The organism is Indibacter alkaliphilus LW1 (genome assembly GCF_000295935.2).
GTDB classification, from domain to species: Bacteria; Bacteroidota; Bacteroidia; order Cytophagales; family Cyclobacteriaceae; genus Indibacter; species Indibacter alkaliphilus.
Genome location: NZ_ALWO02000014.1, coordinates 75,251 through 98,359, shown reverse-complemented (window position 1 = coordinate 98,359; position 23,109 = coordinate 75,251). Strand labels below are relative to the sequence as shown.

The window sequence follows — 23,109 nt, the reverse complement described above, 5'->3', positions numbered from 1 at the left end:
ATAAGCCTATGTGGGAAAAAATAATTTATAGCTTTCCGGTCCAACTTCTTTTCTTGCATCTAAGAAAAAATCTTCTCTTGGTCGCACTCTGGTTTCTTTTGGGGTTGATTATTTTTCAATTTTCAGGTTCAGTTTTGGGAATACCTTACTTATTTCTTGATCCGGAATATCTCAATGAGGTAGGTTGGAAAAGCTTTTTTATCATAGGGATTGCACTTGCCATTTTTACCATGGCTTTTCACATGACAACGTATATTTTGGATGGAGCAAAATTCAGGTTTTTAGCTGTGATCCCTAGGCCCTTTATCCAATTCTGTATCAATAATTGTCTGATCCCCTTGATTTTTTATCTCTGCTATATTTATGCATTCATTCAATTTCAATTGGACAATGAACATGAATCATTCTGGGTATTGATTAAGTATTTTCTGGGTTTTTCGGGAGGTTCTGCTCTCACATTCACATTGTTATTTATTTACTTCAGATTTACCAATAAAGATTTTTTCATCTTGTTTGCAGGGAATGTTGAAAAGAGGCTGAGAAGGACAAAGTTGTCGAGGGCCAACATGCTGAAACGAATCAAAGAGTCCAAAAAAGCAAGCAGTAAAGTTGTCGATTATCTTGATTGGAGGCTTAGATTTCGGATGGTTAGGAGTGACCTGTCATCTTTTGAAGGTAGACAGCTTTTGAGGGTATTTGACCAAAATCACCTGAATATGGTCATCATTCAGACAGCACTGATCAGTACTATTTTTATACTTGGATTTTTCCGGGAAATTCCGGTATTGCAGTTACCGGCGGCTGCAAGTTTTATGCTCATGCTTTCTATATTGACAATGCTTGTCGGTGCAGTGGTATTCTGGCTTAGAGAGTGGGCTACTCCTTCTGTAATAGGAGCATTGGTCTTATTCAATATTTTTTCTAATTCTGATTATTTGAACAGGCCTCATTCTGCTTTTGGAATGGATTATTCTGGCGAATTGGCAAAATATAATGTTGAGGAAATTAATCAGACACTAGGAACTGAAAACATCGTGGAAGATAGCCGGTATACTTTAGAAACACTGGAGAATTGGAGAGCTAAATTCCCAAAGGAAAAGAAACCGAAAATGGTCTTTGTGACAACCAGTGGGGGTGGGCAAAGAGCTGCCCTCTGGACCCTCAAAGTGCTCCAAGAGGCAGAATTTGCAAGTGGAGGGCAACTGACCAAACATACGCAATTGATGACCGGAGCCTCAGGAGGAATTATTGGGGCGGCTTTTTTTAGAGAGTTATATCTTTTGTCCCAACTGGACAGCGATATGAATCTAAAGGATGATTTATATCTTAATCAGATATCATCTGATAACCTGAACCCTATTTTGTTTACTCTTTTGGTGAATGACCTTTTGATAAGAAATCAATATTTCACTTACAATGGTAGAAAATATCTTAAGGATAGGGGGTATTCTTTTGAAGCACAACTGAATCTAAATACAGAAGGAGTCTTGGATAAGCCTCTTTCTGCGTATCTAGAGCCTGAAAAGAAGGCTTTGATTCCGATGTTATTGATTACTCCCCTTATCACCAATGATGGTAGGAAGCTTTACATTTCTCCAAAGTCTGTAAGTTACATGGGTATTTCAGTTACCAGAACAGAAGGCTGGGACGAGAAAAGCCAAGGAGTAGATTTTCAAAGGTTTTTTTCCAAGCAAGATGCCAGTGGTTTGAGATTTATTTCAGCTTTGAGAATGGGGGCTACTTTCCCGTTTATCACGCCGAACATACAGCTCCCATCTTCGCCCAGAATGGAGGTAATGGACTCCGGTCTTTCGGATAATTTTGGAATTCAGGATGCATTGAAGTTCATCCATGTATTTAAGGATTGGATAAGGGAAAATACATCCGGAGTTTTGCTGTTGACCATTAGGGATTCCGAGAAATTTTCAGAAATAGAAGAGAATAAGCCTTTGACAATTTTGCAAAAATTATCGACTCCCCTCAAGAATATTTATATCAATTGGGACAATGTACAGACTTTGAATAATGAGGTTGCTTTTACAAGGATGAAGGAAACAGTCGATTTTTCTTTAGAAAGGATTGAGTTTGAGTATTCGACCTTACAGTATCTTAAGGAGAGGGGCTTGGCTGATCAGGATGGAGCATTCAGTCCCGAAGTTCAGGAAATACTGAGAGCTTCCTTAAACTGGAGGCTTACAGCTAGGGAAAAGAACTCCATTATCAACAATATCAGCAGTCCATACAATAGAAGATCATTGAGGGAGATTGAAAATTTCAAATTTTTGGAATAAGTATCAATCGTCTATTTCCACTTCTGCTTCGAATTTTTCAAGCGCGGACGGTCTACCTACCACATAGACTACATCACCTAGTTTAAGCTTATCATTTCCGGTTATTTCAGAAATTGTTTTGCTCCCCCTTTTAATAGCCACCACATTGACTCCAAGTTTTTCTCTTATCCCGGCACTTTTTAGTGGAATATTTATAAAGCTCCCATAATCCTTTTCCACTTTTACACCGACAAAATTGATGGCAGGCAGATCAAACTTGACCTTGCTGGCAGTGCTTTCGCTGCCCAAACGAAACATTTCATAATTATGGGACCTTACCTCTTCTGTAAACTCCTCTATATCATGTCTGGGAATCAGGTATTTGGTAAGGACTCTGTTGAAAATTTCAATGGAAGTTTCAAATTCTTCCGGTACTACTTCATTAGCTCCGAGCTTATGATTTTCTTCCATTTCATTCACATATCGGGTTCTGACAATGATATATGGATTCTGTGTCAGGTGCCTTATGGTACTGATAATTCTTTTGGTGGCTTCTGCGTCTGAAATGGCAATTACCGCTACCCTTGCCTTGTTGATATTGACATGCTCCAATACAGATTCATTTGCTGCATCTCCAAATACAATTGGCTCTCCTTTTGTACCCTCTTCTTTTACTGTCACGGCATTCATTTCTATAATAGCATAGGGGATATTTGCTGATTTTGCTGCTCTTGAAAGATTCCTGCCATTCAGCCCGTACCCAATGATCACTAGGTGGTCTTTGAATTCTTTTTCAACAAATTCCATATTCGCGGATTGTGATTTGGGTTTGGAAAGTCTCTTTTTCAGTCTTTGCGGCAGTGGGATTACCAATAGTTTTCTACTGAGGTCTTCACGGGCTTTCAAGACGAATGGAGTTATTGCCATTGTCAAAATAGAGATTGCAAGGAAATACTGGTAAGTATCAGGGTCCAAAAGATCATATTTCAGACCTTCTTTGGCCAAAAGCAAAGAAAATTCACCCACTTGAAAGATGGAAAATCCTACTATAAAAGCATCTTTGGTCTTTTGCCCAATAGCTTTAACAGAGGCTATGATGGTTCCGAATTTGATTAGAAATGTCAGCGCTGTAAGACCAAGGATTATGAGGATGTGATTGAAAAGAAAGGTGATATCAAACAGCATCCCTACAGAGACAAAGAAAAAGCTGAGAAACACTTCCCTGAAAGGAAGTATTTTACCAGTGGCATGGTGGCTGTAATCCGACTCTGAGATAATTAGACCGGCTAAAAATGCCCCCAAGCCCAAAGATAAGCCAAGTAGATTGGTGAGGTAAGCAACAGCAAAGCAGATCACAATTATAGACAAAAGAAATAGCTCTTCATTTCTCGTTTTTGCAATTCTGAAGAGGAGAGTTGGAATCAAGTATTTGGCACTTAACAAAGTTAGTATCACAACTCCGGTCCCTTTGGCTGCCATCAAAAACAATGACCAAGCTATGTTGTCCGACTCTCCAGCAAGCATAGGCGTAAACAACATCAGGGGAACAATGACTATATCCTGAAAAATCAAAATGGCCAAGGTAGTCCTTCCGGAAATGGAATTGACCTCCCCCGCTTCCTGAAGTAGTTTGAGTACGATAGCTGTACTCGATAAGGAAAACAAAAAGCCTATAAATACAGCTATCTCCCAATTAAAGCCCAGGAAATACGAAATGATGGTGGTAAATACTATGGTAAAAAACACTTGTAAGGCACCACCTACAAATACCGCTTTTTTGATCGCCATCAGACTTTTGAGTGAAAACTCCATACCTATCACAAACAGCAACAGAATCACACCTATCTCTGAAAGCACTTCTACGGTGGTAGAGGTATTGACTAAGGAAAGTCCATAGGGACCCGCTAAAGCCCCTGTAAAAAGGAAGCCTATAATTGTAGGTATTTTGAACCTCATGAAGACTAAAATCACCAAAGTTGCCAATCCAAAAATCAACACGATGTCTGACAACATCGGTATCTCCATAGAAGCGATTATAAAATCAAGCATTTGTATTTCTTGTTTAATAGCATTTAACCAGTTTTAAAAATACAATTAAAAAATAAATAAACGCTTCATTCAGAATAAGCCATCTGATTTTCAAGAAGAAAAAAACTTTAGAGAATATCTTTGGATGAGTTTGAATACTGACCTTCTAGGGTTTAATAGGCAAGACCTAGTTTTTTATAAATGAAATGCATCAACCAAGCAGGCCCTATCAACAAAAACTGTAAGTCTTTTAGGAAGGATGGTTTTTTTCCTTCGATTTTATGTCCATAAAACTGAAAAATCCAAGCTAGAATAAAGATGATGATGCTTAATGCCCAAAGAGGAACGGGAGAAACTAAACTGAGAAAGTTGGCCAAAGCCAGACACATGGCTGAAAAAAAGAACATTCCCAAAGCCAAAGGGGGAGAAAGAGAAACATAATAAAACAAAACCACTATAAGGATTAATGTTGCCCAATTGGCAAAACTTCCCAAAAAAGGGAGCAGATTGGAAATTGAATCTGATGGAATGCTGTAAATCAATCCGACAATACTGAAGAAAATAGCTGGCACACAAATCCAATGAATGGTTTTATTGGTTTCATTTTGGTGACTGAGCCCATATTCATAAAGTAACTCATCAATTTTTCTCATGGCCTTTTGGGTAAAGTTTATTGGAATATCAGGTTGAATTTAATAAATAGCCTTTAAAAAATATTTAATTATTGATACAATGTTGAGTTTTTGGGAAGATAGAAGCTTTTTGAAATTTGATCTTATTGTTGTAGGTGGTGGAATTGTTGGCTTATCTACTGCCATTCAATTCAAAAAAGATAGGCCAAACGCAAAGGTTTTGATCTTGGAAAGAGGAGTATTTCCCAGTGGTGCCAGTACAAGAAATGCCGGTTTTGCATGTTTTGGGAGCCTTACTGAGATTTTAGATGACCTCAATACCATGAAAGTAGAAGAAGTCAAGAACTTGGTTGAAAAAAGATACATAGGGCTCAGGTCTATCAGAGGCTTGTTTGGGGATAAAGCTTTGGGCTATTATAGCAATGGTGGATTTGAGCTAATTACTGAGCAAGAGGAAAAGTACCTGGACAGGATGGAGTATGTAAATTCCATTTTGACACCAATCTTCGGAGAGGATGTATTTTCTCAAGTGAGAGATATTCAAACTTTCGGATTCTCTGACAAGGTCAAATATCTTGTGAAAAATCAATTTGAAGGAGAATTGGATTCCGGTAAATTTCTGGAATTACTTTGGGAAACAGCTCAGCTTTTCAAAGTAAAGATACTTACAGGAGCCTTAGTGGAAAATGTAGACCTTGATAAAAAGGAAGTGCAGGTAAGAAATCCAATCTATCAAAATAGACTGGATTTTAGTGCTGATAAAATTGCGATCTGTACCAATGCTTTTGCGGGAGATTTGATTGAAAATTTGAATATCAAACCCGGAAGGGGGCTTGTTATGGTGAGTAAACCTCTGAAAAATAAGATCCCATGGAATGGTTCTTTTCACTATGACATGGGATATGTATATTTTAGAAATATAGAAAACCGCTTGCTGATAGGAGGGGGTAGAAATCTTGATATAAAAGCTGAGGAAACCACGAAAAACGAAGTCAATCCAACAATCAAAGCGTATCTTAGCCGGCTTTCAGAAGAGGTGATCCTACCAAATGAAAATTTGGAGTTTGAATACGAATGGACGGGAATAATGGGTTTTGGGGAGAATAAAAAACCAGTGATTCAACTTTTAACTGAGGATATAGGAATAGCAGCTCGCTTAGGAGGAATGGGAGTAGCTATAGGTTGGCAGACAGCTTCTGAACTTGTTGCCCTCTTGGAAAAGTAATGTTTTAATAAAATTTTCTTAATTTCAAATTTTAAATTACCTCCAAAAAATAGTTGATGGCAACAAGTCGAAAAGTACCTAGCATTCTGGAAGCTCTGTTTCCCATTTTGTTTTTAATAGTTCTATTGGTAGTCAATATTTTTGTTTTTGGGACAGATGGCTTGCTAGGCTCCAATCAGATGGTTTTGGTGATTTCTTCAGGAGTAGCGGGATTGGTGGCAGTTTTGAGGCTTAAAATCAAATGGGAGGAGTTACAGGATGGAATCGTCAACAGCATCAGTTCTGCAATGTCCAGTATTTTGATACTGCTCTTGATAGGAGCTTTAGCGGGGACTTGGCTTTTGAGCGGGATAGTACCTGCTATGATATATTATGGTTTGCAAATATTGAATCCAACCATTTTTCTCATTGCAGCCTGTATTGTAAGTGCGATTGTCTCCATAGCGACTGGAAGTAGTTGGACTACAGTAGCTACGGTAGGTGTAGCCCTTTTGGGAATTGGCAAAGCTTTGGGTTTTGGTGAGGGTTTGATTGCCGGAGCGGTACTTTCAGGAGCATATTTTGGCGATAAAATGTCCCCCTTGTCTGATACTACCAATCTGGCTCCGGCGATGGCAGGTACAGATCTATTTACCCATATAAGGCATATGACCAAAACTACGGTTCCTTCTATTTTGATCACCATAGTGATCTTTGGAGTGATTGGTTTTACTTCCAGGGCAGAAGGGTCTGTAGATCAGGTAAAGGATATTTCTGCTGTGATTGTTGAACAATTCAATATCAGCGGATGGTTATTTATAGTGCCGGTTCTTGTGATTCTAATGATTGTCAAAAAAGTGCCTGCGGTACCGGCTTTGCTGGCAGGGGCCCTTTTAGGCGGATTGTTTGCAATTATCTTTCAACCTGGGGTTATCAAAACCATAGCAAATGAAGAAGGTGCATCTTTCTTATACATGGCTTTCAAGGCGGTCATGCAGGCATTATATGGCGAGATCAGTATTACGACTACAAATGATGTCGTCAATGAACTGCTGGTCACAGGAGGTATGGCAGGGATGCTGTACACAATATGGTTGATTATTTGTGCGATGATTTTTGGAGGTATAATGGAAGAAAGTGGCATGTTGAGGGTGTTGGCTGAAGCGATTATAGAAAAAGTTCATTCAATAGGTTCTTTGATTGCCTCCACAGCAGCTACCTGTGTGTTTTTCAATGTGACCACATCGGATCAATATTTGGCAATTTTAGTTCCAGGAAGAATGTATGCAGATATTTATAAGAAAAGAGGACTCAAAGGGGAAAATTTAAGTCGGACCTTGGAGGATAGTGCCACAGTTACATCTGTGTTGATTCCCTGGAATACATGTGGAGCTACACAGGCATCGGTCCTGGGCGTTGCTACTTTGACTTACGCTCCATATTGCTTTTTTAATATCATTTCACCATTTATGACCATACTTTTTGGATACCTTAAGCTAGGGATCAATTATTATTCAAAAGAAGAAATGGAAGAAATCAAAAAAGAGTTGGCAGTATGATTCTCAAAAAAATAAGCAAAGAAGAAGTGAATCAACTCCCTTTGGGACAATTTGAAGGGGAAATCATACTTGTAGAAACAGAAGAGCAAATTCACGAAGCAGCTCAGGAGCTCAATAGGCATACCTTGATTGGTTTCGATACCGAAACGCGCCCCTCATTTAGAAAAGGTGTTCAATATCAGGTGTCCTTATTGCAATTGTCTACAGCTGAAGTAGCTTTTCTTTTCCGTCTGCACCAGATAGGCTTACCATCTTCAATCAAAGCAATATTGGAAAATCCAAAAATAGTCAAAATTGGTGCTGCAGTGTTGGACGACTTGAGAGGCTTAAAGAAGATCTCCATTGGATTTCAACCCAAAAGTTTTTTTGACTTAAATGCAGAATTGAAAAAAGTTGGTTTTCATAATGTTGGGGTTAGAAATCTTTCAGCCATGGTATTGGATATCAGAATTTCCAAATCAGAACAAGTTTCCAATTGGGAAGCCCCAGAACTGACTGACAAACAAAAAGTCTATGCAGCCACTGATGCTTGGGTTTGTCTCGAAGTGTATAAAAAATTACAGTATCAAGGATATTTGGACAGCCTTTTCAATAAGTAGGGAAGCGGTTTTCAATCACCTAAAAACTTTAACTTTCCCAAAGCTTCCAGAAGTTTAAGTTTTTCTAAAACTATTTCGAAATCCCTTTCTCTAACACTTAATGCGAATTTGCAGGAGAGTTTCATTTCTTGGGATATAATCTCCAACTCATACTCTTTGATAATCCTCATGACCTCATTAATCTCAGGATACTCAAGTTCCAGGTAAATGGGTTTGCTTACAATTTTTTCAAGGATTTCAGCATTTTGTATGGCTTCTGCAGCTGCTGTTTTGTAGGCTGTGATCAATCCACCTACGCCCAACTTAGTGCCACCAAAATATCTTACAACCACTATTAGGATGTCGGTGAGGTTAGCTGAGCGAATTTGCCCTAGAATAGGATCTCCTGCTGAATGGTTGGGCTCTCCGTCATCATTAGCTCTAAAAATTTCCTGTTCTTTTCCAAGCATGTAAGCATAACAGAAATGCCTGGCATCATAGTATTGTTTTCTAAGCTCATCTAAGTATTCTTTGATGTCTTCCTCTCCCAATACTGGATACGCAAAAGCCAAGAATTTACTTCCTTTTTCTTTGTAGAATCCTTCTGAGGGAGCTGAGATGGTCAAAAAAGTATCTGTTGCGTTCAAGGTCATTGGAGATGTGGTGAAAATTTTCTAATTCAAAAATAATAAAATCCAGACCAAAGGTGTAGGTTGGGATGAATAACTTAAATTAGCAGTGATGAATAACCTCTTAGAAAAGCCAATGCTGCTACATTTGGAAACCAAATCAAATAGTTTGGGCGACCTTACTTTTTTTGAGAATCAAGTCTTGCCTTTTTTTGAAGTCAAGCGGGTTTTTTGGCTGACGGCTGTTCCGGATAGAGGTAAAAGAGGGCTTCATGCACATATAAAGGAGAAGCAGGTTTTGGTATGCCTTCAGGGAACGGTGACAGTACGTCTTGAAGCACTTTCGAGAGAAAAGTTAGAATACAAATTAAATACAGCCAATAAGGGACTTTATGTACCTGAAATGCACTGGCTGGAGGTCGAATTTTCAGCCAATTCCATTTTACTAGTCCTTTGTGACCAGGAATTTTCGGAAGCGGATTATATTAGAGATAAAAGAGCATTTGAAGACGATCAAAGGAAATATTGATAGTAGTTATAGCTTCGAATTCACTGCATTGGAAGGAAATGGCCAAGATTATTTTCTAAGCCAGATCCAATCAGTGGATGAGGCCGAATATTTTAACTGTGCCTTGTTCAAAAACGGGGTACTTAAACTGGATATTCAACTAGCTGTTTATCCTGATGGAAGTGCAATATCCCTGCCTAAAGCACCTTTTGGTGGGTTTTGGGTGTACTCGAATGTGAATTCTTTGGTTTTTGTTAACTTTCTGGAGGAACTCAAAGAATTTTTGAAATCCATAGGAGTAAATGAATTTAAATTAATACAAGCTCCGGGAGTATATATGGCCTATGCTGATTGGGTGATTTACTTTTTAGCAAAACAGGGATTCAACCTGGAAAAGGTGCTCAGTCATCAGATTTTCGAAGGTAAGAAAAAAATGAAGTCTGAACTGAAAAGTCTGCAGGCAAAATTCGCAAAAAAAATCAAAGAGCATAATATAAAAATCAGCATAGGGAATATACAGAGCTTTAATTTTCTGAATGAAATTAAGGCTTGGAACCAATCTAAGGGATATGATTTGACTTTCGATGAAAATCAGCTGATTGCTCAAGTTTCCTCATTTCCTGATAGATATTTTGTTATCAGTGTTTCACAGGAGGGACAATTTATCGGACATGCTTTGGCTGTAAAATTGACAAGTAACTCCGTTTACTATTTTCTTTCAGCCATCAATCCAAAGTCCAAAGTCAAATTAACAGGAGAGCTGATCATGGTTAACTTATTGAGATTGGCTGTGGAGCAAAAGGCCAATTTTTTGGATTTGGGTTCTTCGGAAATAGGAGGCCTTCCCAATCATTCTTTGATATTTTTCAAATCAAGGTTTTCAAATTGTACCCAAAATAAATATAGTTGGAGAATAAAATTGTAAAACCGCATAAACTACCATTGGTTTCGGTGATTTGTACTTCCTACAATCACGAGCATTTTTTGCTGCAATCCTTAAATTCAATACTAGAACAAGAATATGGCAATCTTGAGATTATCCTGGTTGACAATGGCAGTAATGACAAAAGTCAAGAGCTCATGGAGCTATGGTATGAGAGAAATAAGGGAAAATTACCTCTTCAAATCATTTTAAGAAATACAGCAATTAATTATTGTGAAAGTTTCAATGAGGCTTTTCAGCAGTGCAGGGGAAAATACTTAGTAGATTTCTCAACTGACGATAAGCTTATGCCCAAACATATTCGGTTCAGTGTGGACGTCTTGGAAAATGCGCCTGATGCAGCTGCTGTCTTTTCTGATGCCTGGATTATAGATAAGGGTAAATCTAAGTCATTTTATAAGAGAAAAAGAAAAGGAGAACTTGCCGAGGAGGTTGAATCTGGTTGGATTTATGAAAAAGTAGTGGCTTATCATCATATTTTATCTCCAACTATGCTAATGCGTTCGAAGGTATTCGAGGATTTGGGTATGTATGATCAAGATCTGGCTTATGAAGACTTTGATATCATCGTCCGCATGGCCAGAAAATATAGGTTGTGCTTTTCAGATCATTTTGGTGTAGAAAAAATGATTCACTCAATGGCTTTTTCCAAAGAACAATACAAAGTCAGAAAGTCAAGGCTTTTGCCATCCACATTGAAAATCTGTCAAAAAATTATTGAAATAAACAGGTGTGTTTCAGAAAATCATGCACTCTTAAAGCGTGTGCATTATGAGTGGAGACAATCCTTACTGTCCGCTAATTTTGAAGTGGCTGATGGTTTTTTAGCACTTGCCCAAAAACTTCATGACCAAAGTGTCCAATTCCAACTATTCAGAGTCTGGACGAGAAGGAGAGTAGATGTTTCAAAATTGGCGATATTTCTGGGGTGGCTTCAAAATTAACCTACGATTATTTCAACCATATTTTCCCGCTTTAGGTATTTTTTCCCTATAGCCTGTATTTCCTCTGGCCTGAAATTTTTGATGTATTCCAATTGATTTTTATAAAATTCAAAATCCAAACCGACTTGGTGTATGCTTTTAAACCGGGAAATCAATTCAAAAGATGAGCTGAAATTGGAAAGAAGATTTCCAATAAGGTAGTTTCTGACTGTTTCCACTTCCTCCTCAGGGATAGGTTCATGCTGTAACTTTTCTATTTCATGGTAAACTTCAGCAATTACTTCATCTGAATGTTCTTTGATTACATCTGCCATGACAATCCAATAATCAGCATTTTTTAAGCCGCCTATGCTGCTATGGATCCCGTAGGTATGTCCTTTATCCTCCCTTATGTTTTTAATGAGCCTGCTTCCAAAATACCCTCCCAAGATCACGTTGAAAACCCAAAGGCCAAAATAATCGGGATGGGTTTTGGAAATGAGATGACATCCAATCCTCAGACTTGATTGAAGTGATTTTTCTTTTCGTTCCTCTATCCTTTGATTTTGTATATTTTTGAATTCACTATGCTCACTTTCTAGAAACTTCACCGGTAAATCTTCCAATGTTTTGCAGATTAGTTCTAATTCTGAATCGTCAAGGTTTCCTGTCAAAAACACTTCTGGATTGACCCACAACTTGTTCTTGTAGAAATACTCAAGGTCATCTCTTTGGATAGCATTGACATCATCTTCTTCTGTGATTTGCCCAAAAGGGTGATCTCCTCCAAACAGATATTTTCTGAACAGATTATTGGCAAGGCTTCCATTCTGTTCTTTTTGGATGCTGATGCTCAGAGCTTTTTGAGATTTTCTTTTGGCAAGTTCTTTTTCCGGGAAAATTGCTTTTGTCATCAATTCCCTAAAAACAGGCAGAACTGTACTCAAGTGTTTTTTGGTCGTCAAAAGTCCAAGGCCATTGTGTTCGAAGTTGCTGACAACATCTACTTCTGAGGCATAGGTGTCAAAAAATTCATCCAATTCAGAGGAGGATTTTGCTTGTGTACCTTCCAAAAGTAAATGTAATGTAAAATAAGCTGTCAGTTTTTTCTCTTGGATATCCATCACCTTGTTGGAGTCGGTATCGATTTCCAGCTTCACTGCGTCAATTTCCGGTGTTGGTATAAAATACAAATGGACTCCGTTTTGAAGAGTCCTTTTGATTGGTAATGGGAAATCAATCTGCTCCGGGATTTTGAACGGAGGAGCTAAAGATCGGTCTAATGTCATCTTGTGGGGATATTGTAAGTCAGAGAAATTCTCAATGTTTCTGCAAGAGGATGGTTTTGAATTTGAGGGACCAGGTATGAGAAATCAAATGCCATCGTTTCTTTGTAGAGGAATCCTACACCCATGGTGAAATATCTTCTGCCTCCTTTGTTGGGATTTTCATAGAAATATCCAGACCTCAAGGCGAAGACATTGTTGTATGTGTATTCCATTCCAAAAGACAACATCAACTCCTGCATTTCTTCCCTAAACCCATCAGGAGCATCTATAAAGGATCCGAAAATACCGGAAAGGAGTGGTCTATTCGGGTCAAGACCTCTTAATATATCAGGATTTCCATCGGGATCGGTTACAATCACCCCATTTTCCGTCCTGTAGATAGGTGGAGATGGAACCAAGAGTTTGTTGATATCAAATGCAAAAGTGATCGAATTGAAATTATTAAAATTCACTTTGTATGCAGTTCCTAGTCTTAAATTAGTAGGAATAAAATCCAAGTCCTCAGCACTGTTGTAGGTGATTTTCGGACCAATGTTCGTAATGGTAGCTCCCCAGGAAAAAGTACCTGTTTTTTCTCCTGGAAAAACCTCTTTAGTGTAATAAAGACCTACATCTGTTCCAACGCTAATTCCAGGCCTGCTTTCCGCACCTGCGGCAGAGCTGATATTTCCTGAAAGGTTGGAATGGATAAACCTGGCAGAAATTCCCAGTCCCAGGTTTTCAGAAAGTTTTCTTGAATATGTTCCACCGATGGAAAGGTCTCTTGGGGTAAACTCACCCAATGGGTTGCCTAATCCATCTGTCAGTTCTATATCCCCCATATTGAAATAGCGAATGTCAAAACCCCAAGCAGAAACGTCATCTATTCTCTTATATCCTGTCAGATAGGAGATAAACATATCATTTACCAATCTGCCCAACCAAGGGGAATAAGATAAAGAAAAGCCCATGTCATTTTCAATGAATGAAAGCTTACCAGCATTCCAATGGGCTGAAAAAGCGTCGGGACTTGTCGCTACACCTGCATCACCCATTGCAGAATGACGGCTGTCCGGTGCGAAATTGAGAAAAGGTACTGCTGTGGTAATTACTCTCCTCTCAGGATCTTGTCCGGATATGATGGGTGAATTTTGCGCCAAAGCACTCAGGGATAACAAACTAACCCAGAAAAAAATAATCGTTTTGAGTACTGCTTGAATCGATATTTTCATTGAATAATTATTTTTCCACTTTTATGATCTGAAGTGCCGTCTTTCTCAGATTCAAGGGTTAACTCGTAAATATAAGTTCCTTTTATGGGATAATTGGTTTGCTGGTGGAAAAAAATCCACTCCAAATCATCCAAAACAGCCTCAGCCTCCACATAACGTTTGGAGAAAGAATATATTTCACTTCCCATTATAGAATAAATCCTCAGGCCCAATTGTAAATTCTCCCCACTTCTATTGTGTTTAACCCGGAATTTGCTCTTATAGTTTGTAGGGTTTGGATAGGTTTTGGATTCCAAGATCTTTATTTGAAGACTTCCCCTGATTTCCAATTCCGTTTCAAATGTAGAAGAATTCCCTACATTATCCCAAGCTCTTAAGGTGATTGTATTGGTCCCTTCCTGGAGATTTCTGAGCAGAGTGACCACCTGCCCTTTTTTATAGGAACTCTCCAAGGCTACAAATTGTGGGTTCAAAGTAGCGGTTTTTAAATTATTTACAAAGAGTTCAATGTCTTGGCCTATTGCCGCTGAGGAAATATTAATTCCACTTTCATCATTGAACAATATTTTCAAAGGTACATTTGGACTGTTTAGAGGGCCGGGGTTTTCCTTGAATTCATCTCCAAAAAACATCCTTATTTCAGGGCCTATCATATCGTTAATTTCCATATCCGAACTTCCCCCAATTGGGATGTTCTTAGCCCCCATTGCTTCTTCCTGTCCATTTTGTAAGGTTGCAAAAAGTTTGATACTGCCAGTACCCAAGGAATAATCAATATTTGTGGGGATAAAAACTTCAGCTTCAAATCTTCCTTCCTCTACTTCACCCTTTCCTTTGAATATCAAAGCTGTCTGTTCTGAAAATTCAACAGGCGAACTTTCATCTCCCAAGGTTTTTACTTTCAGAGGTTTGTCGTAAATACTGATTTCGTATTCCCCCCTGTAGCTACTCATTACAGCTCCGGTGCTGGGATCAGTAATTTTTCCCTTAACCAAAAGAGCCTGCTGGGCTTTCAAAGTGTCTATGGCCAAGGCCAAATCTACTTTTTTGATTTTTTCTATTTCTGAATCCAAATCGGGTATAGCCAATTTCAGAGATGGGTCTCCGATCAATGAAAAATTCCTGTTAAAAGCGCCATTGAGACTATTGTTTTTGGTGTCCTTGAATATACTTCCCAAATCCTTTATTTCTCCATTTTCCTTGACAAACACACTTTCGATAAATGCCCTGTTCAGACGAAAATTTACACTGCTAAACACTGGTCTTCCAGTTGTTAAAAGCCCTATTGCCCCTTTATTATTGACAAATAAAAGTTCTTCTGCTCCAGAGCGGATAAATGGACTGTCCTGCCTGCCAAATTCACAAGTGGCTGTAACAAACAAGGGTAAATAGGGATTGTCTGGGAAGTCCGGCAGGTCACTCACACTGAATACTCTTTCGGCTGTCAGTGTTGTTTCGTTTCCATGTCCTATGTAATTGAGAAATAGAAGCCCTTCGTCTAAACTTTCTTTCAGTGCTTCCCGAGCAGCAGGGGAACTCTGAATGCCGTTTACCCTAAGCTGATCAAATCTATCAAGATATAATTTTTCAATATTGAAACCAGGGAAGTTTTCAGTGATATGATTTGCATGTGATTCTGCGTCATTGAGATGGATGTTATTGTCACCATCATCCGCTAAGAATGCTAAATTTCTCTTCCAATTTCCAGGCGCATTTCCCGGAGTTTCGTACGCAATGATTTTATCAATAGCTGTTCTAGCTTCTGATGTTGTAATGGCAGGTATTCTTCCAACTCCTATGTCTAAGGTTTCATCGCCTTCAGGACTTTCTGTCCATTCTCCTTTACCAAGTTCAAGGAATCCGAAAAAATCGTCCGAACTGAAAGTTGTCAATGGGTTGAGACTGCTTCTTGAGCTGTAGGTAGGGACTAAATTGGGCCTGCCTCCTAGTTTGGCTTTATAATCATAAGTGCCTTTTCCAAAAAACAGTACATTCTTTAGCTGTGCGGATTGATGGAAATGATAGGCCAAAAAATTTCTGATAGCAGAAATATCCCTGGTACCATAGCCAAAAGCATCATAGATTTCCTCAGGGGATATTACAAAAGTATTGGATCCCAAGCTGTTTTTATGTGCTGCAAGTGCATTTACTTGGTTTATAAACCGCTGCGAACTTATGATAATTAAAGGACTATTGATCTTTTCAGACCTTGCGCTGAGGTTTGCTGAATTGAAACTTGTAATACGCGGAACAGAATTAGGTTCGAATATGGCTATTCGGTCGCCGGATGTCAGTGCTGTCCTATTTGTGATTAAACTGATCTCCTTATTTGGGCTTAGTTTCCAAATCATCTCATTTGCTGTAGGAGAGATAGCTGCGTTGTCTAAAATGTGATAGATTTTCCCTTGAGAAAGTGCATTTGCAGGGTAGGGGAAAGCCAACAATGCATAATCCAAAAATCCCCTTCCGTTGGCATCTCCGGTTTGGAATTCAGCTCTAATAGTCAGGTTTCCTCCAGGATTATTTAATTCTTCAGAAAAAAGGACTTCTCTTCCTTTAATACCATAAATACTATTGGGTATAGGCGCAAGCTGCACCTCTCCCAGATCTGTCCCCTCGGCAAGGAATCTAAAGGTTGATGTGCCAAGGGATTGTCCCATAATTTTAGCTTGGAAAATACCATTTCCAATATTTCCCGTAGAAACTTCAAAAGGCAAGTTTAAGCTGCCTGAGGGGTTTAAAGGCTCAGAATACCAGTTCCTTCCTGAATTGAGTAGGTTTGTACTTTCCCACTTTATAGTCTGGACAAGATAATAGTCTCCGGATACTGAACTATTGGAAGGAGGTCCATTATTTTCCTTAATTAGATTGCCTTTTTCTTTAGGACCAATGAGGTAAAAGAGGCTATCAGAATATAAGTGATGCTCATATTTAAAATTGCCTTCATCAAATTTGATTTGATGAGGGCCTTCTAAAAAGAAAAAAATTGAATTACCTACTTTTTGGATTGGGATTTCATTGAGTGAAAAAATGCTGCTGTCAAGTTTTTGTGGAAGCATGCCCCAGTTCCCAAATACAGATACATCGTCCAAAGAAGAAAAGCCAAGACTTTGTACATCTTCTTCATTCAATCGGTAAACACCGCTTTCGAGAATGGGGAATTTGAAATATTGTCCACTTTGTTGGGCTTGACTTGGAAACAGAACGGCACTAAACAAAATGTTTGTCCAAATTGAAATCCAATATTGCCAAAACCTCTTACGCATTTTTATTGATCAATCCCTCCAATACCGACAGCACAATATATGAAATAATCACAATCGGGATACCGCCTATCCCCAAAACAAAAAGACAGATCAAACCAATCAATATGGTCAGATACCTGAAAATATTATCTTTGATCTGAAATGATTTAAATTTCAATGCAATAAGAGGTATCTCTGCGACTAATAAGGCAGACATTATAAATGCAATGGCTAACAAGGAATACGGATGAGAAAGCAATTGCTCCATCTTCTCAAACTTATCTATAAAAAAAGGCAGTGTGCTGATTAATAATGCATTAGCAGGGGTGGGGACTCCAATAAATCTATCAGATTGCCGAGTGTCTATGTTGAATTTGGCAAGCCGAAGTGCTGAGAAAACCCCAACGCATAAAGTCAGGTAGGGAAGGTAATCACTTGATGTCTGATCCGAAACCATCACAAACAGAACAAATGAGGGTAAGACTCCAAATGTCACTAAATCGGCCAAAGAGTCCAGTTGTTTTCCGATTTCTGAGTGGACTTTTAGCATACGGGCAACAAAGCCATCCAGAAAGTCAAACAAGGCCGCAATAAATATAAAATAAGCGCCATACATGATTTTTCCATCGAGCACGAAGACTATTCCAATCATACCACTTAAAAGATTAAGTGATGTCAGTACGTTAGGGATATGTTTTTTGATTGTCAAAACTTGGCTCTTTTACCCACAAATGGATTGTACTCTTTTTCATAACCAATAGTAGTCATGGGACCGTGTCCCGGGTAAACTTTGGTGTCATCTGGTAAAGCAAACATCTCTTTCTGAATAGCATCCAGTAAAGTCTGATGATCACCCCCGGGAAGGTCTGTCCTACCTATACTGCCTTGAAACAATGTGTCTCCTGCAATACAGATTTTTGAATCCGGATGATAAAAAACCAAGTGGCCTGGAGCATGTCCGGGAACAAACAACAATTCTATTTTTTCGTCTCCTAGCTCCAGTCTCCTTTTTTCGTCTAAATAGTGATCCACTTCAGCTTCCTCATATCCTGGGAATCCGTAGTTTGATGCATAAGTAACTACTGATTTGAGTACGGGTAATTCATTTTTGTGAATCAGAAAAGGAACATTATATTTTCTTTTGACGAATGCATTGCCCAGAACATGGTCAATGTGACAATGAGTATTGATCAGCATTTTCACTTTGAGTTTTTCATCCTCGATAAATGAAGTCAATTCATCTCTTTCATGGCTTTCATAGCAGCCTGGATCAAAAACAATCGCCTCAAGGTTATCATTGTATAGGATATAGGTATTTTCCTGAAAAGGGTTGAAAGTAAAAGTTTTGAGTTGGAGCATTCTGAAAGTTTTAATTGATTGACTCAAAATAACGAAGAAAGAATATATTTTTGAGCATGGAAGTAGATTTTTTACTCATAGGTCAAGGATTGGCCGGAACAGTTTTGTCCTTCAGGTTAATGGAGGCAAAAAAAACCTTTGTCGTAATAGACGCACCGGCAGCCAATAAAAGCAGTCGTATTGCAGCAGGCCTATATAACCCCGTGACAGGCAAAAAAATGGTCAAAACTTGGGAAGCTGATAAGCTATTTCCCGAAATAGAGCCATTTTATGAGCGGTTAGAAGCATACTTAGGAAAGCATTTTCTGCATAAAAAAGCAATTTACAGGCCTTTTCTCTCGATTGAAGAACAAAACGAATGGATGGGGCACAGTGCAGATCCAGGTATGGCTGCATATTTTGAAAAGATCATCACCTCACCTCTTTATGATGAAGTTCAGAACGCTTATGGAGGAATCCTTCTGAAAAATTCAGGCTTTTTGGACATCAATACACTTTTGGATGCATATGCTTCCGATTTATTGAAAAGAGGGTTTTTAATTCAGGAAAAATTTGAAGAAAATGAATTGACTTTAAAACAGAAAAGCGTAAGCTATAGAAATATCAATGCAAAAGCAGTAATTTATTGCAATGGTTTAGGTGCCATAGAGAGCAAATTTTTCCAATATTTGCCATTTGCTCCTGTTAAAGGAGAAATACTGGATTTAAAACAGGATTTTTCCCCAGATGAGATCATAAACAGAGGGGTGTTTCGTATATCCTTGCAGGATGGACTCAAAAGAGTTGGGTCAACTTATTCTTGGCATGATTTGGATCAAGGCCCAACAGAAAGGGGAAAAATTGAGTTAATAGAAAAACTAACAAAACTTATAAAGTTACCTGTGGAGAAAATAATTCGGCATCAATCAGGAATAAGGCCCGCAACCAAAGACAGAAGACCATTTCTTGGAAAACATCCTGAGCATCCCAGCGTTTACATTTTCAATGGTCTTGGTGCAAAAGGCGTTTCTTTAGCACCATATTTCAGTAAAATGATGCTTGAATTACTATTGAGGGGGGATGAACCTCAAAAAGAAGTAAACATTAATAGGGTTAAATGAACATAAATTATATTTTTCAGTATATTTAAATCCAAGCGAATACAGAGAATGAAAAGTAGGATTCTAAGTTACCTCATCATCGGTTTTTTAATATTGGCCTCAGGTCAGGTCTCTGCGCAATTTGATGGTGAGCGTTTCGGAAAAAACAGAGTTCAGCACAAAAACATTGAATGGTACCATTTCACCTCCAATAATTTTGAAGTTTATTATTACGACGGAGGGATGAATAATGCGAGAATGGCCATCGATTATCTGGAGTCGGAATTTGACAGGTTGACACAAATGATAGGATATGTAGCCTATACTAAGCCTAAAATTTTCATCTATAATTCTCCAGAGGAAATACGACAAAGTAATCTGGATCTTAATAAGGATCAGTTTACCATAGATGGTCAGACTTTTTTTAGCAGACTTCTAGGTGAAGTGGCATTTACGGGGACATGGGAGCAATTCAAACAAGATTTAATTTATACAACCTCTAGAGTAATTATTGAGGAAATGCTCTATGGGTCTACGATAGCTGATGCTTTTCAGTCCAACCTTATCAATAGTTTCCCTGATTGGTACATTGATGGAGCCGCCAAATACCTTGCCTATGGTTGGAGTAGGGAGATGGATGATTTTGTAAGGCATTATTTTAAGGACAATAAAAACATCAAAATTCACCGGTTAACAGATAAAGAGGCCAGCTTGATGGGCCAATCCATCTGGAATTTTATCGTGGAAAAATACGGAAGAAGGTATGTTTCAAGTATTCTCAACCTGAGCAGAATCAACAGAAATGAAGAAAATAGTATTGCCAATACAATAGGTCTCAATTATAAGTCATTTACAGACCAGTGGAGGCAGTTTTATGAGAGTACCAGCGAGCCTGTTTTCACTACTTTCAAAGATGTTAATTTCAATAATGAAATTAACAGTACAGGTGCCTCTCATTTCGGAGTAATCAATGATATTAAGTTCAGCCCTGATGCAAAACATTTGGCCTATGTAGTCAATAATGGTGGGAAATACAAAATTCAGGTTAGGGAGATTGCTACGGGAACTGAGAGGACTTTGTTTTCAGGTGGAGCCAAATCCAACGATATACCTATAAACACCAAAGGCCCGGTTATAGCATGGCGAGACACTTTAAATGTTGCAGTCGCTACTTTTAGGAGAGGGACTACTGCTTTAAGAGTCCGAGCAATTGATGGTTCTTTTCAAGATAGAATTTTTCTGAGAAATATTACCCAGATACTGAGTCTCGATTTCAATTCTACCGGTAGGAATATGGTGCTTTCTGCCATCGCCAATGGTAAAACCGACGTATTCACCTTGAATACCAGGGGTCAAGGGAGGAGACTGACCAATGATGTATTTGATAACATCCATCCCGTTTTCCTCAATGATTCCACTGTGATCTATGCCTCTAATTTTACGGAAATAGAAGATTCCCTTTTGACCAGAACACCTGATGTAAAGCTTTTACCTGATTATTTTAACCTTTTTAAAGTTGATTTATTGGATTCACTGAATACCACTAAGTTGACCAACTTAAATACCAAAAACTTTAAGCCAAGAGTTTTGAACTCTAATAATATTTTATTTCTAAGTGACCAAAGCGGCATCAATAACTTGATGCGACTTACTATTTCAAACAGTATAGCTAGTCAGGTTTCTGCCTGGAACAGAAGTATTGAAGCATTTGATTATTCTTCCATCAACAATAGAATTGCATACGCAATAAGAGACGGTAATCAAAGCAGGTTGATTGTAGAGTCATTTTCCAATGCAGATCAATTTACCCCAAGTACTCCAAGGGTACAACTCACCCAAGCCAAGTCCCTCTCAGAGCGAATCTCAAGTCGAAGAACAGAACAGGATTCTGATACTGTTCCAGAGGAAGTAGCTGAGGTCAAGGAAATAGGTGAGTTAAGAGAAAGAAGACCATTCAGGCAACCTGCTGAAGAAATAGAAGTTGAGCAGGCTGAAGAGCTGGAAGGTGTGGAAGAGTTGATTTCAGAGCAACAACTAGAGCAAGAAATTGAAGAGCAGGAAGAAGCACTTGAAGAATTGAGTCAATCCACAGAAGAAACTGTCAGAGACACCACTGTAAATCTAAGATTGGAAGATTTGATGCTGGGAATACCTGCGCAAACAAGAGCAGAAGAGCCATCAAGAACCCCAGCACCTCGGATTCAAGAAGATCCTGTATTACAAGATACAGTTCCTCAGCCAAGAAGCCTTACTGGTAGTATTAATACAGAACGCTTAAGATTTGAAAGGTCTACAGGAGTCGATACTGATAATTATATTTTTGATACTGTTCCCCAGCTAAGGCCTCAGGAGCAACAGGCTACCAGGACACAGGGAGTTTTGGGTACGAGAAGCAATCTCTTGGAAAACTTCAGAAGACAAAGTACCCAAAAAAGAGTTACAGGGCCTAGAAGAATGACACCCCAGTTTATCACGAGTAGCCTTACCAATGATTGGGTGGTTGATCCTTTAAGGGGTTTTGGGCTAGGTCTTTCCGGAAAAATGACAGATTTATTGGACAACCATGTGTTTAGGGGAGGCTTGATGTTTCCTTTGGACTTCAGGTCCGGCAGTGATATCTTCTTCGAATATGAATATCTCAAACAAAGGGTAGATGTAAGGTTCAGATTTGATAGGAGGGCCATTTTGCAGCAGGAATTTGACCTAATCTTGAATCAAAGATATGTGCTTAACAAAGCAGAATTGGGTTTTTCTTACCCACTTGACGTGCACTCGAGAGTTACTGTAGCGCCTTTTATCGCAAGAACTCAATATTTCAACTTGAATTCTGACTCTATCCTCAGAGGTCAGATTCCAGAACAAAATAGATTTGATGTACAATACGCAGGAGGAAGGGCAGAATTTGTTATTGATAAAACTGATCAACTTGGCCTTTACATGCAAGAAGGATTTAAGGCAAAGCTTGGATATGCCCATTTTCAAGGGTTGAGCAGGGGGGAACGATCATTTTCCAATATGTACCTAGATGTTCGCAATTACTTGAAAATCCATAAAAATATCATTTTGGCTTCAAGGTTCTACGCAGGCTCGTTCTTTGGAAATAATCCACAAAATTATTTGGTGGGTGGAATGGATAATTGGCTGTTCAATCAATTTTATAATCCACCAGCCAATAGGCCGGAGGCATCCCCTGTCCGCAACCCAAATGCTGTGGAAAATTCAAATATCCTATTTGCTGAATTTGTTGATTTGAGAGGTTATTCATTTGATGAAATTAGGGGTAGAAATGTGATGACCTTTACTTCAGAGTTAAGAATTCCGCTTTTCTCATACCTGTCAAGAGGAAATATCACTTCCAATTTTGTTAAAAATTTCCAGTTGGTAGGCTTCTATGACATAGGCTCAGCTTGGAATGATGCTGCCCCATGGGAGAGGGTGAATGACCAAAATACTGAAGTAATCACTACACCAGGATCGCCATTTACAATTACCATCAACAATTTCAATAATCCTTGGCTACAAAGTTATGGAGCTGGTCTTAGGACTGTGCTACTGAACTATTATTTTAAATTTGATTTGGCTCAGCCGGTAAGGAATTATACGCGGGAGGATTTGAGATTTTATGTTACCTTGGGCTACAATTTCTAATCAA

General features: G+C 38.7%; 17 protein-coding genes. 9 read left to right on the top strand and 8 right to left on the bottom strand.

Annotated features, from left to right (window positions below; genetic code table 11):
* Positions 1-8 precede the first annotated feature (8 nt).
* Complete coding sequence (locus A33Q_RS03135; protein ID WP_009034810.1) at positions 9-2,291, top strand: patatin-like phospholipase family protein; 2,283 nt, start codon at positions 9-11, stop codon at positions 2,289-2,291.
* A gap of 3 nt (positions 2,292-2,294) precedes the next feature.
* Here A33Q_RS03135 and A33Q_RS03130 read toward each other — a convergent pair whose 3' ends face one another.
* Together A33Q_RS03130 and A33Q_RS03125 are read right to left on the bottom strand one after the other, a co-directional pair.
* Positions 2,295-4,319: a cation:proton antiporter gene (locus A33Q_RS03130; protein WP_009034809.1), complete on the bottom strand. Its 2,025-nt coding sequence runs from the start codon at positions 4,317-4,319 to the stop codon at positions 2,295-2,297.
* Positions 4,320-4,471: 152 nt separating this feature from the next.
* Positions 4,472-4,951: an Mpo1 family 2-hydroxy fatty acid dioxygenase gene (locus A33Q_RS03125; protein WP_009034808.1), complete on the bottom strand. Its 480-nt coding sequence runs from the start codon at positions 4,949-4,951 to the stop codon at positions 4,472-4,474.
* Positions 4,952-5,030: 79 nt separating this feature from the next.
* Between A33Q_RS03125 and A33Q_RS03120 the strand changes: the two genes are divergently transcribed.
* From A33Q_RS03120 to A33Q_RS03110, 3 genes are read left to right on the top strand one after another with little or no spacing between them, the layout of a single operon-like run.
* Positions 5,031-6,155 (top strand): NAD(P)/FAD-dependent oxidoreductase, encoded by a 1,125-nt coding sequence (locus A33Q_RS03120; protein WP_009034807.1) that lies wholly within the window; start codon positions 5,031-5,033, stop codon positions 6,153-6,155.
* A gap of 56 nt (positions 6,156-6,211) precedes the next feature.
* Complete coding sequence (gene nhaC, locus A33Q_RS03115) at positions 6,212-7,693, top strand: Na+/H+ antiporter NhaC (protein WP_009034806.1); 1,482 nt, start codon at positions 6,212-6,214, stop codon at positions 7,691-7,693.
* Positions 7,690-8,292, top strand: coding sequence for a 3'-5' exonuclease (locus tag A33Q_RS03110; protein ID WP_009034805.1), 603 nt, complete (start codon positions 7,690-7,692; stop codon positions 8,290-8,292). Before nhaC ends, A33Q_RS03110 begins: the two co-directional genes overlap by 4 nt.
* 11 nt (positions 8,293-8,303) lie before the next feature.
* Here A33Q_RS03110 and A33Q_RS03105 read toward each other — a convergent pair whose 3' ends face one another.
* Positions 8,304-8,924 (bottom strand): IMPACT family protein, encoded by a 621-nt coding sequence (locus A33Q_RS03105; protein ID WP_009034804.1) that lies wholly within the window; start codon positions 8,922-8,924, stop codon positions 8,304-8,306.
* An 88-nt stretch (positions 8,925-9,012) separates the two neighbouring features.
* On the opposite strand from A33Q_RS03105, the gene A33Q_RS03100 reads away from it, so the two are divergent.
* Genes A33Q_RS03100 through A33Q_RS03090 form a run of 3 tightly spaced genes read left to right on the top strand, consistent with a single transcriptional unit; the run spans position 9,013 to position 11,295 of the window.
* Positions 9,013-9,429 carry a sugar 3,4-ketoisomerase gene (locus A33Q_RS03100; RefSeq protein ID WP_016254569.1) on the top strand — a complete coding sequence of 139 codons (417 nt, stop codon included), beginning with the start codon at positions 9,013-9,015 and terminating at the stop codon, positions 9,427-9,429.
* On the top strand, positions 9,404-10,333 hold the full coding sequence (locus A33Q_RS03095) for a hypothetical protein (protein WP_009034802.1): 930 nt from the start codon (positions 9,404-9,406) through the stop codon (positions 10,331-10,333). Before A33Q_RS03100 ends, A33Q_RS03095 begins: the two co-directional genes overlap by 26 nt.
* A complete protein-coding gene (locus tag A33Q_RS03090; protein ID WP_009034801.1) occupies positions 10,315-11,295 on the top strand; it encodes a glycosyltransferase in 981 nt (326 codons plus the stop codon). The genes A33Q_RS03095 and A33Q_RS03090 overlap by 19 nt, the downstream gene beginning before the upstream one ends.
* On the opposite strand, the gene A33Q_RS03085 is transcribed toward A33Q_RS03090, so the two are convergent.
* From A33Q_RS03085 to A33Q_RS03065, 5 genes are read right to left on the bottom strand one after another with little or no spacing between them, the layout of a single operon-like run.
* Positions 11,292-12,563 carry a M16 family metallopeptidase gene (locus A33Q_RS03085; RefSeq protein WP_009034800.1) on the bottom strand — a complete coding sequence of 424 codons (1,272 nt, stop codon included), beginning with the start codon at positions 12,561-12,563 and terminating at the stop codon, positions 11,292-11,294. The two genes, A33Q_RS03090 and A33Q_RS03085, sit on opposite strands and share 4 nt — an antisense overlap.
* Positions 12,560-13,774, bottom strand: a complete 1,215-nt coding sequence (gene porV / locus A33Q_RS03080; RefSeq protein WP_009034799.1) for a type IX secretion system outer membrane channel protein PorV — start codon at positions 13,772-13,774, stop codon at positions 12,560-12,562. Before porV ends, A33Q_RS03085 begins: the two co-directional genes overlap by 4 nt.
* Positions 13,771-17,040, bottom strand: coding sequence for a type IX secretion system sortase PorU (gene porU, locus A33Q_RS03075; protein ID WP_009034798.1), 3,270 nt, complete (start codon positions 17,038-17,040; stop codon positions 13,771-13,773). Before porU ends, porV begins: the two co-directional genes overlap by 4 nt.
* Positions 17,033-17,728 (bottom strand): CDP-diacylglycerol--serine O-phosphatidyltransferase, encoded by a 696-nt coding sequence (gene pssA / locus A33Q_RS03070; protein ID WP_040489764.1) that lies wholly within the window; start codon positions 17,726-17,728, stop codon positions 17,033-17,035. The genes porU and pssA overlap by 8 nt, the downstream gene beginning before the upstream one ends.
* Positions 17,725-18,378 carry an MBL fold metallo-hydrolase gene (locus A33Q_RS03065; protein ID WP_009034796.1) on the bottom strand — a complete coding sequence of 218 codons (654 nt, stop codon included), beginning with the start codon at positions 18,376-18,378 and terminating at the stop codon, positions 17,725-17,727. Before A33Q_RS03065 ends, pssA begins: the two co-directional genes overlap by 4 nt.
* Positions 18,379-18,434: 56 nt before the next feature.
* Between A33Q_RS03065 and A33Q_RS03060 the strand changes: the two genes are divergently transcribed.
* Positions 18,435-19,478: an NAD(P)/FAD-dependent oxidoreductase gene (locus tag A33Q_RS03060; protein ID WP_009034795.1), complete on the top strand. Its 1,044-nt coding sequence runs from the start codon at positions 18,435-18,437 to the stop codon at positions 19,476-19,478.
* A gap of 48 nt (positions 19,479-19,526) precedes the next feature.
* The gene (locus tag A33Q_RS03055) at positions 19,527-23,105 is read left to right on the top strand and encodes a biopolymer transporter Tol (RefSeq protein ID WP_009034794.1); all 3,579 of its coding nucleotides are present in this window, start codon (positions 19,527-19,529) and stop codon (positions 23,103-23,105) included.
* The last annotated feature ends 4 nt before the right edge of the window (positions 23,106-23,109 follow it).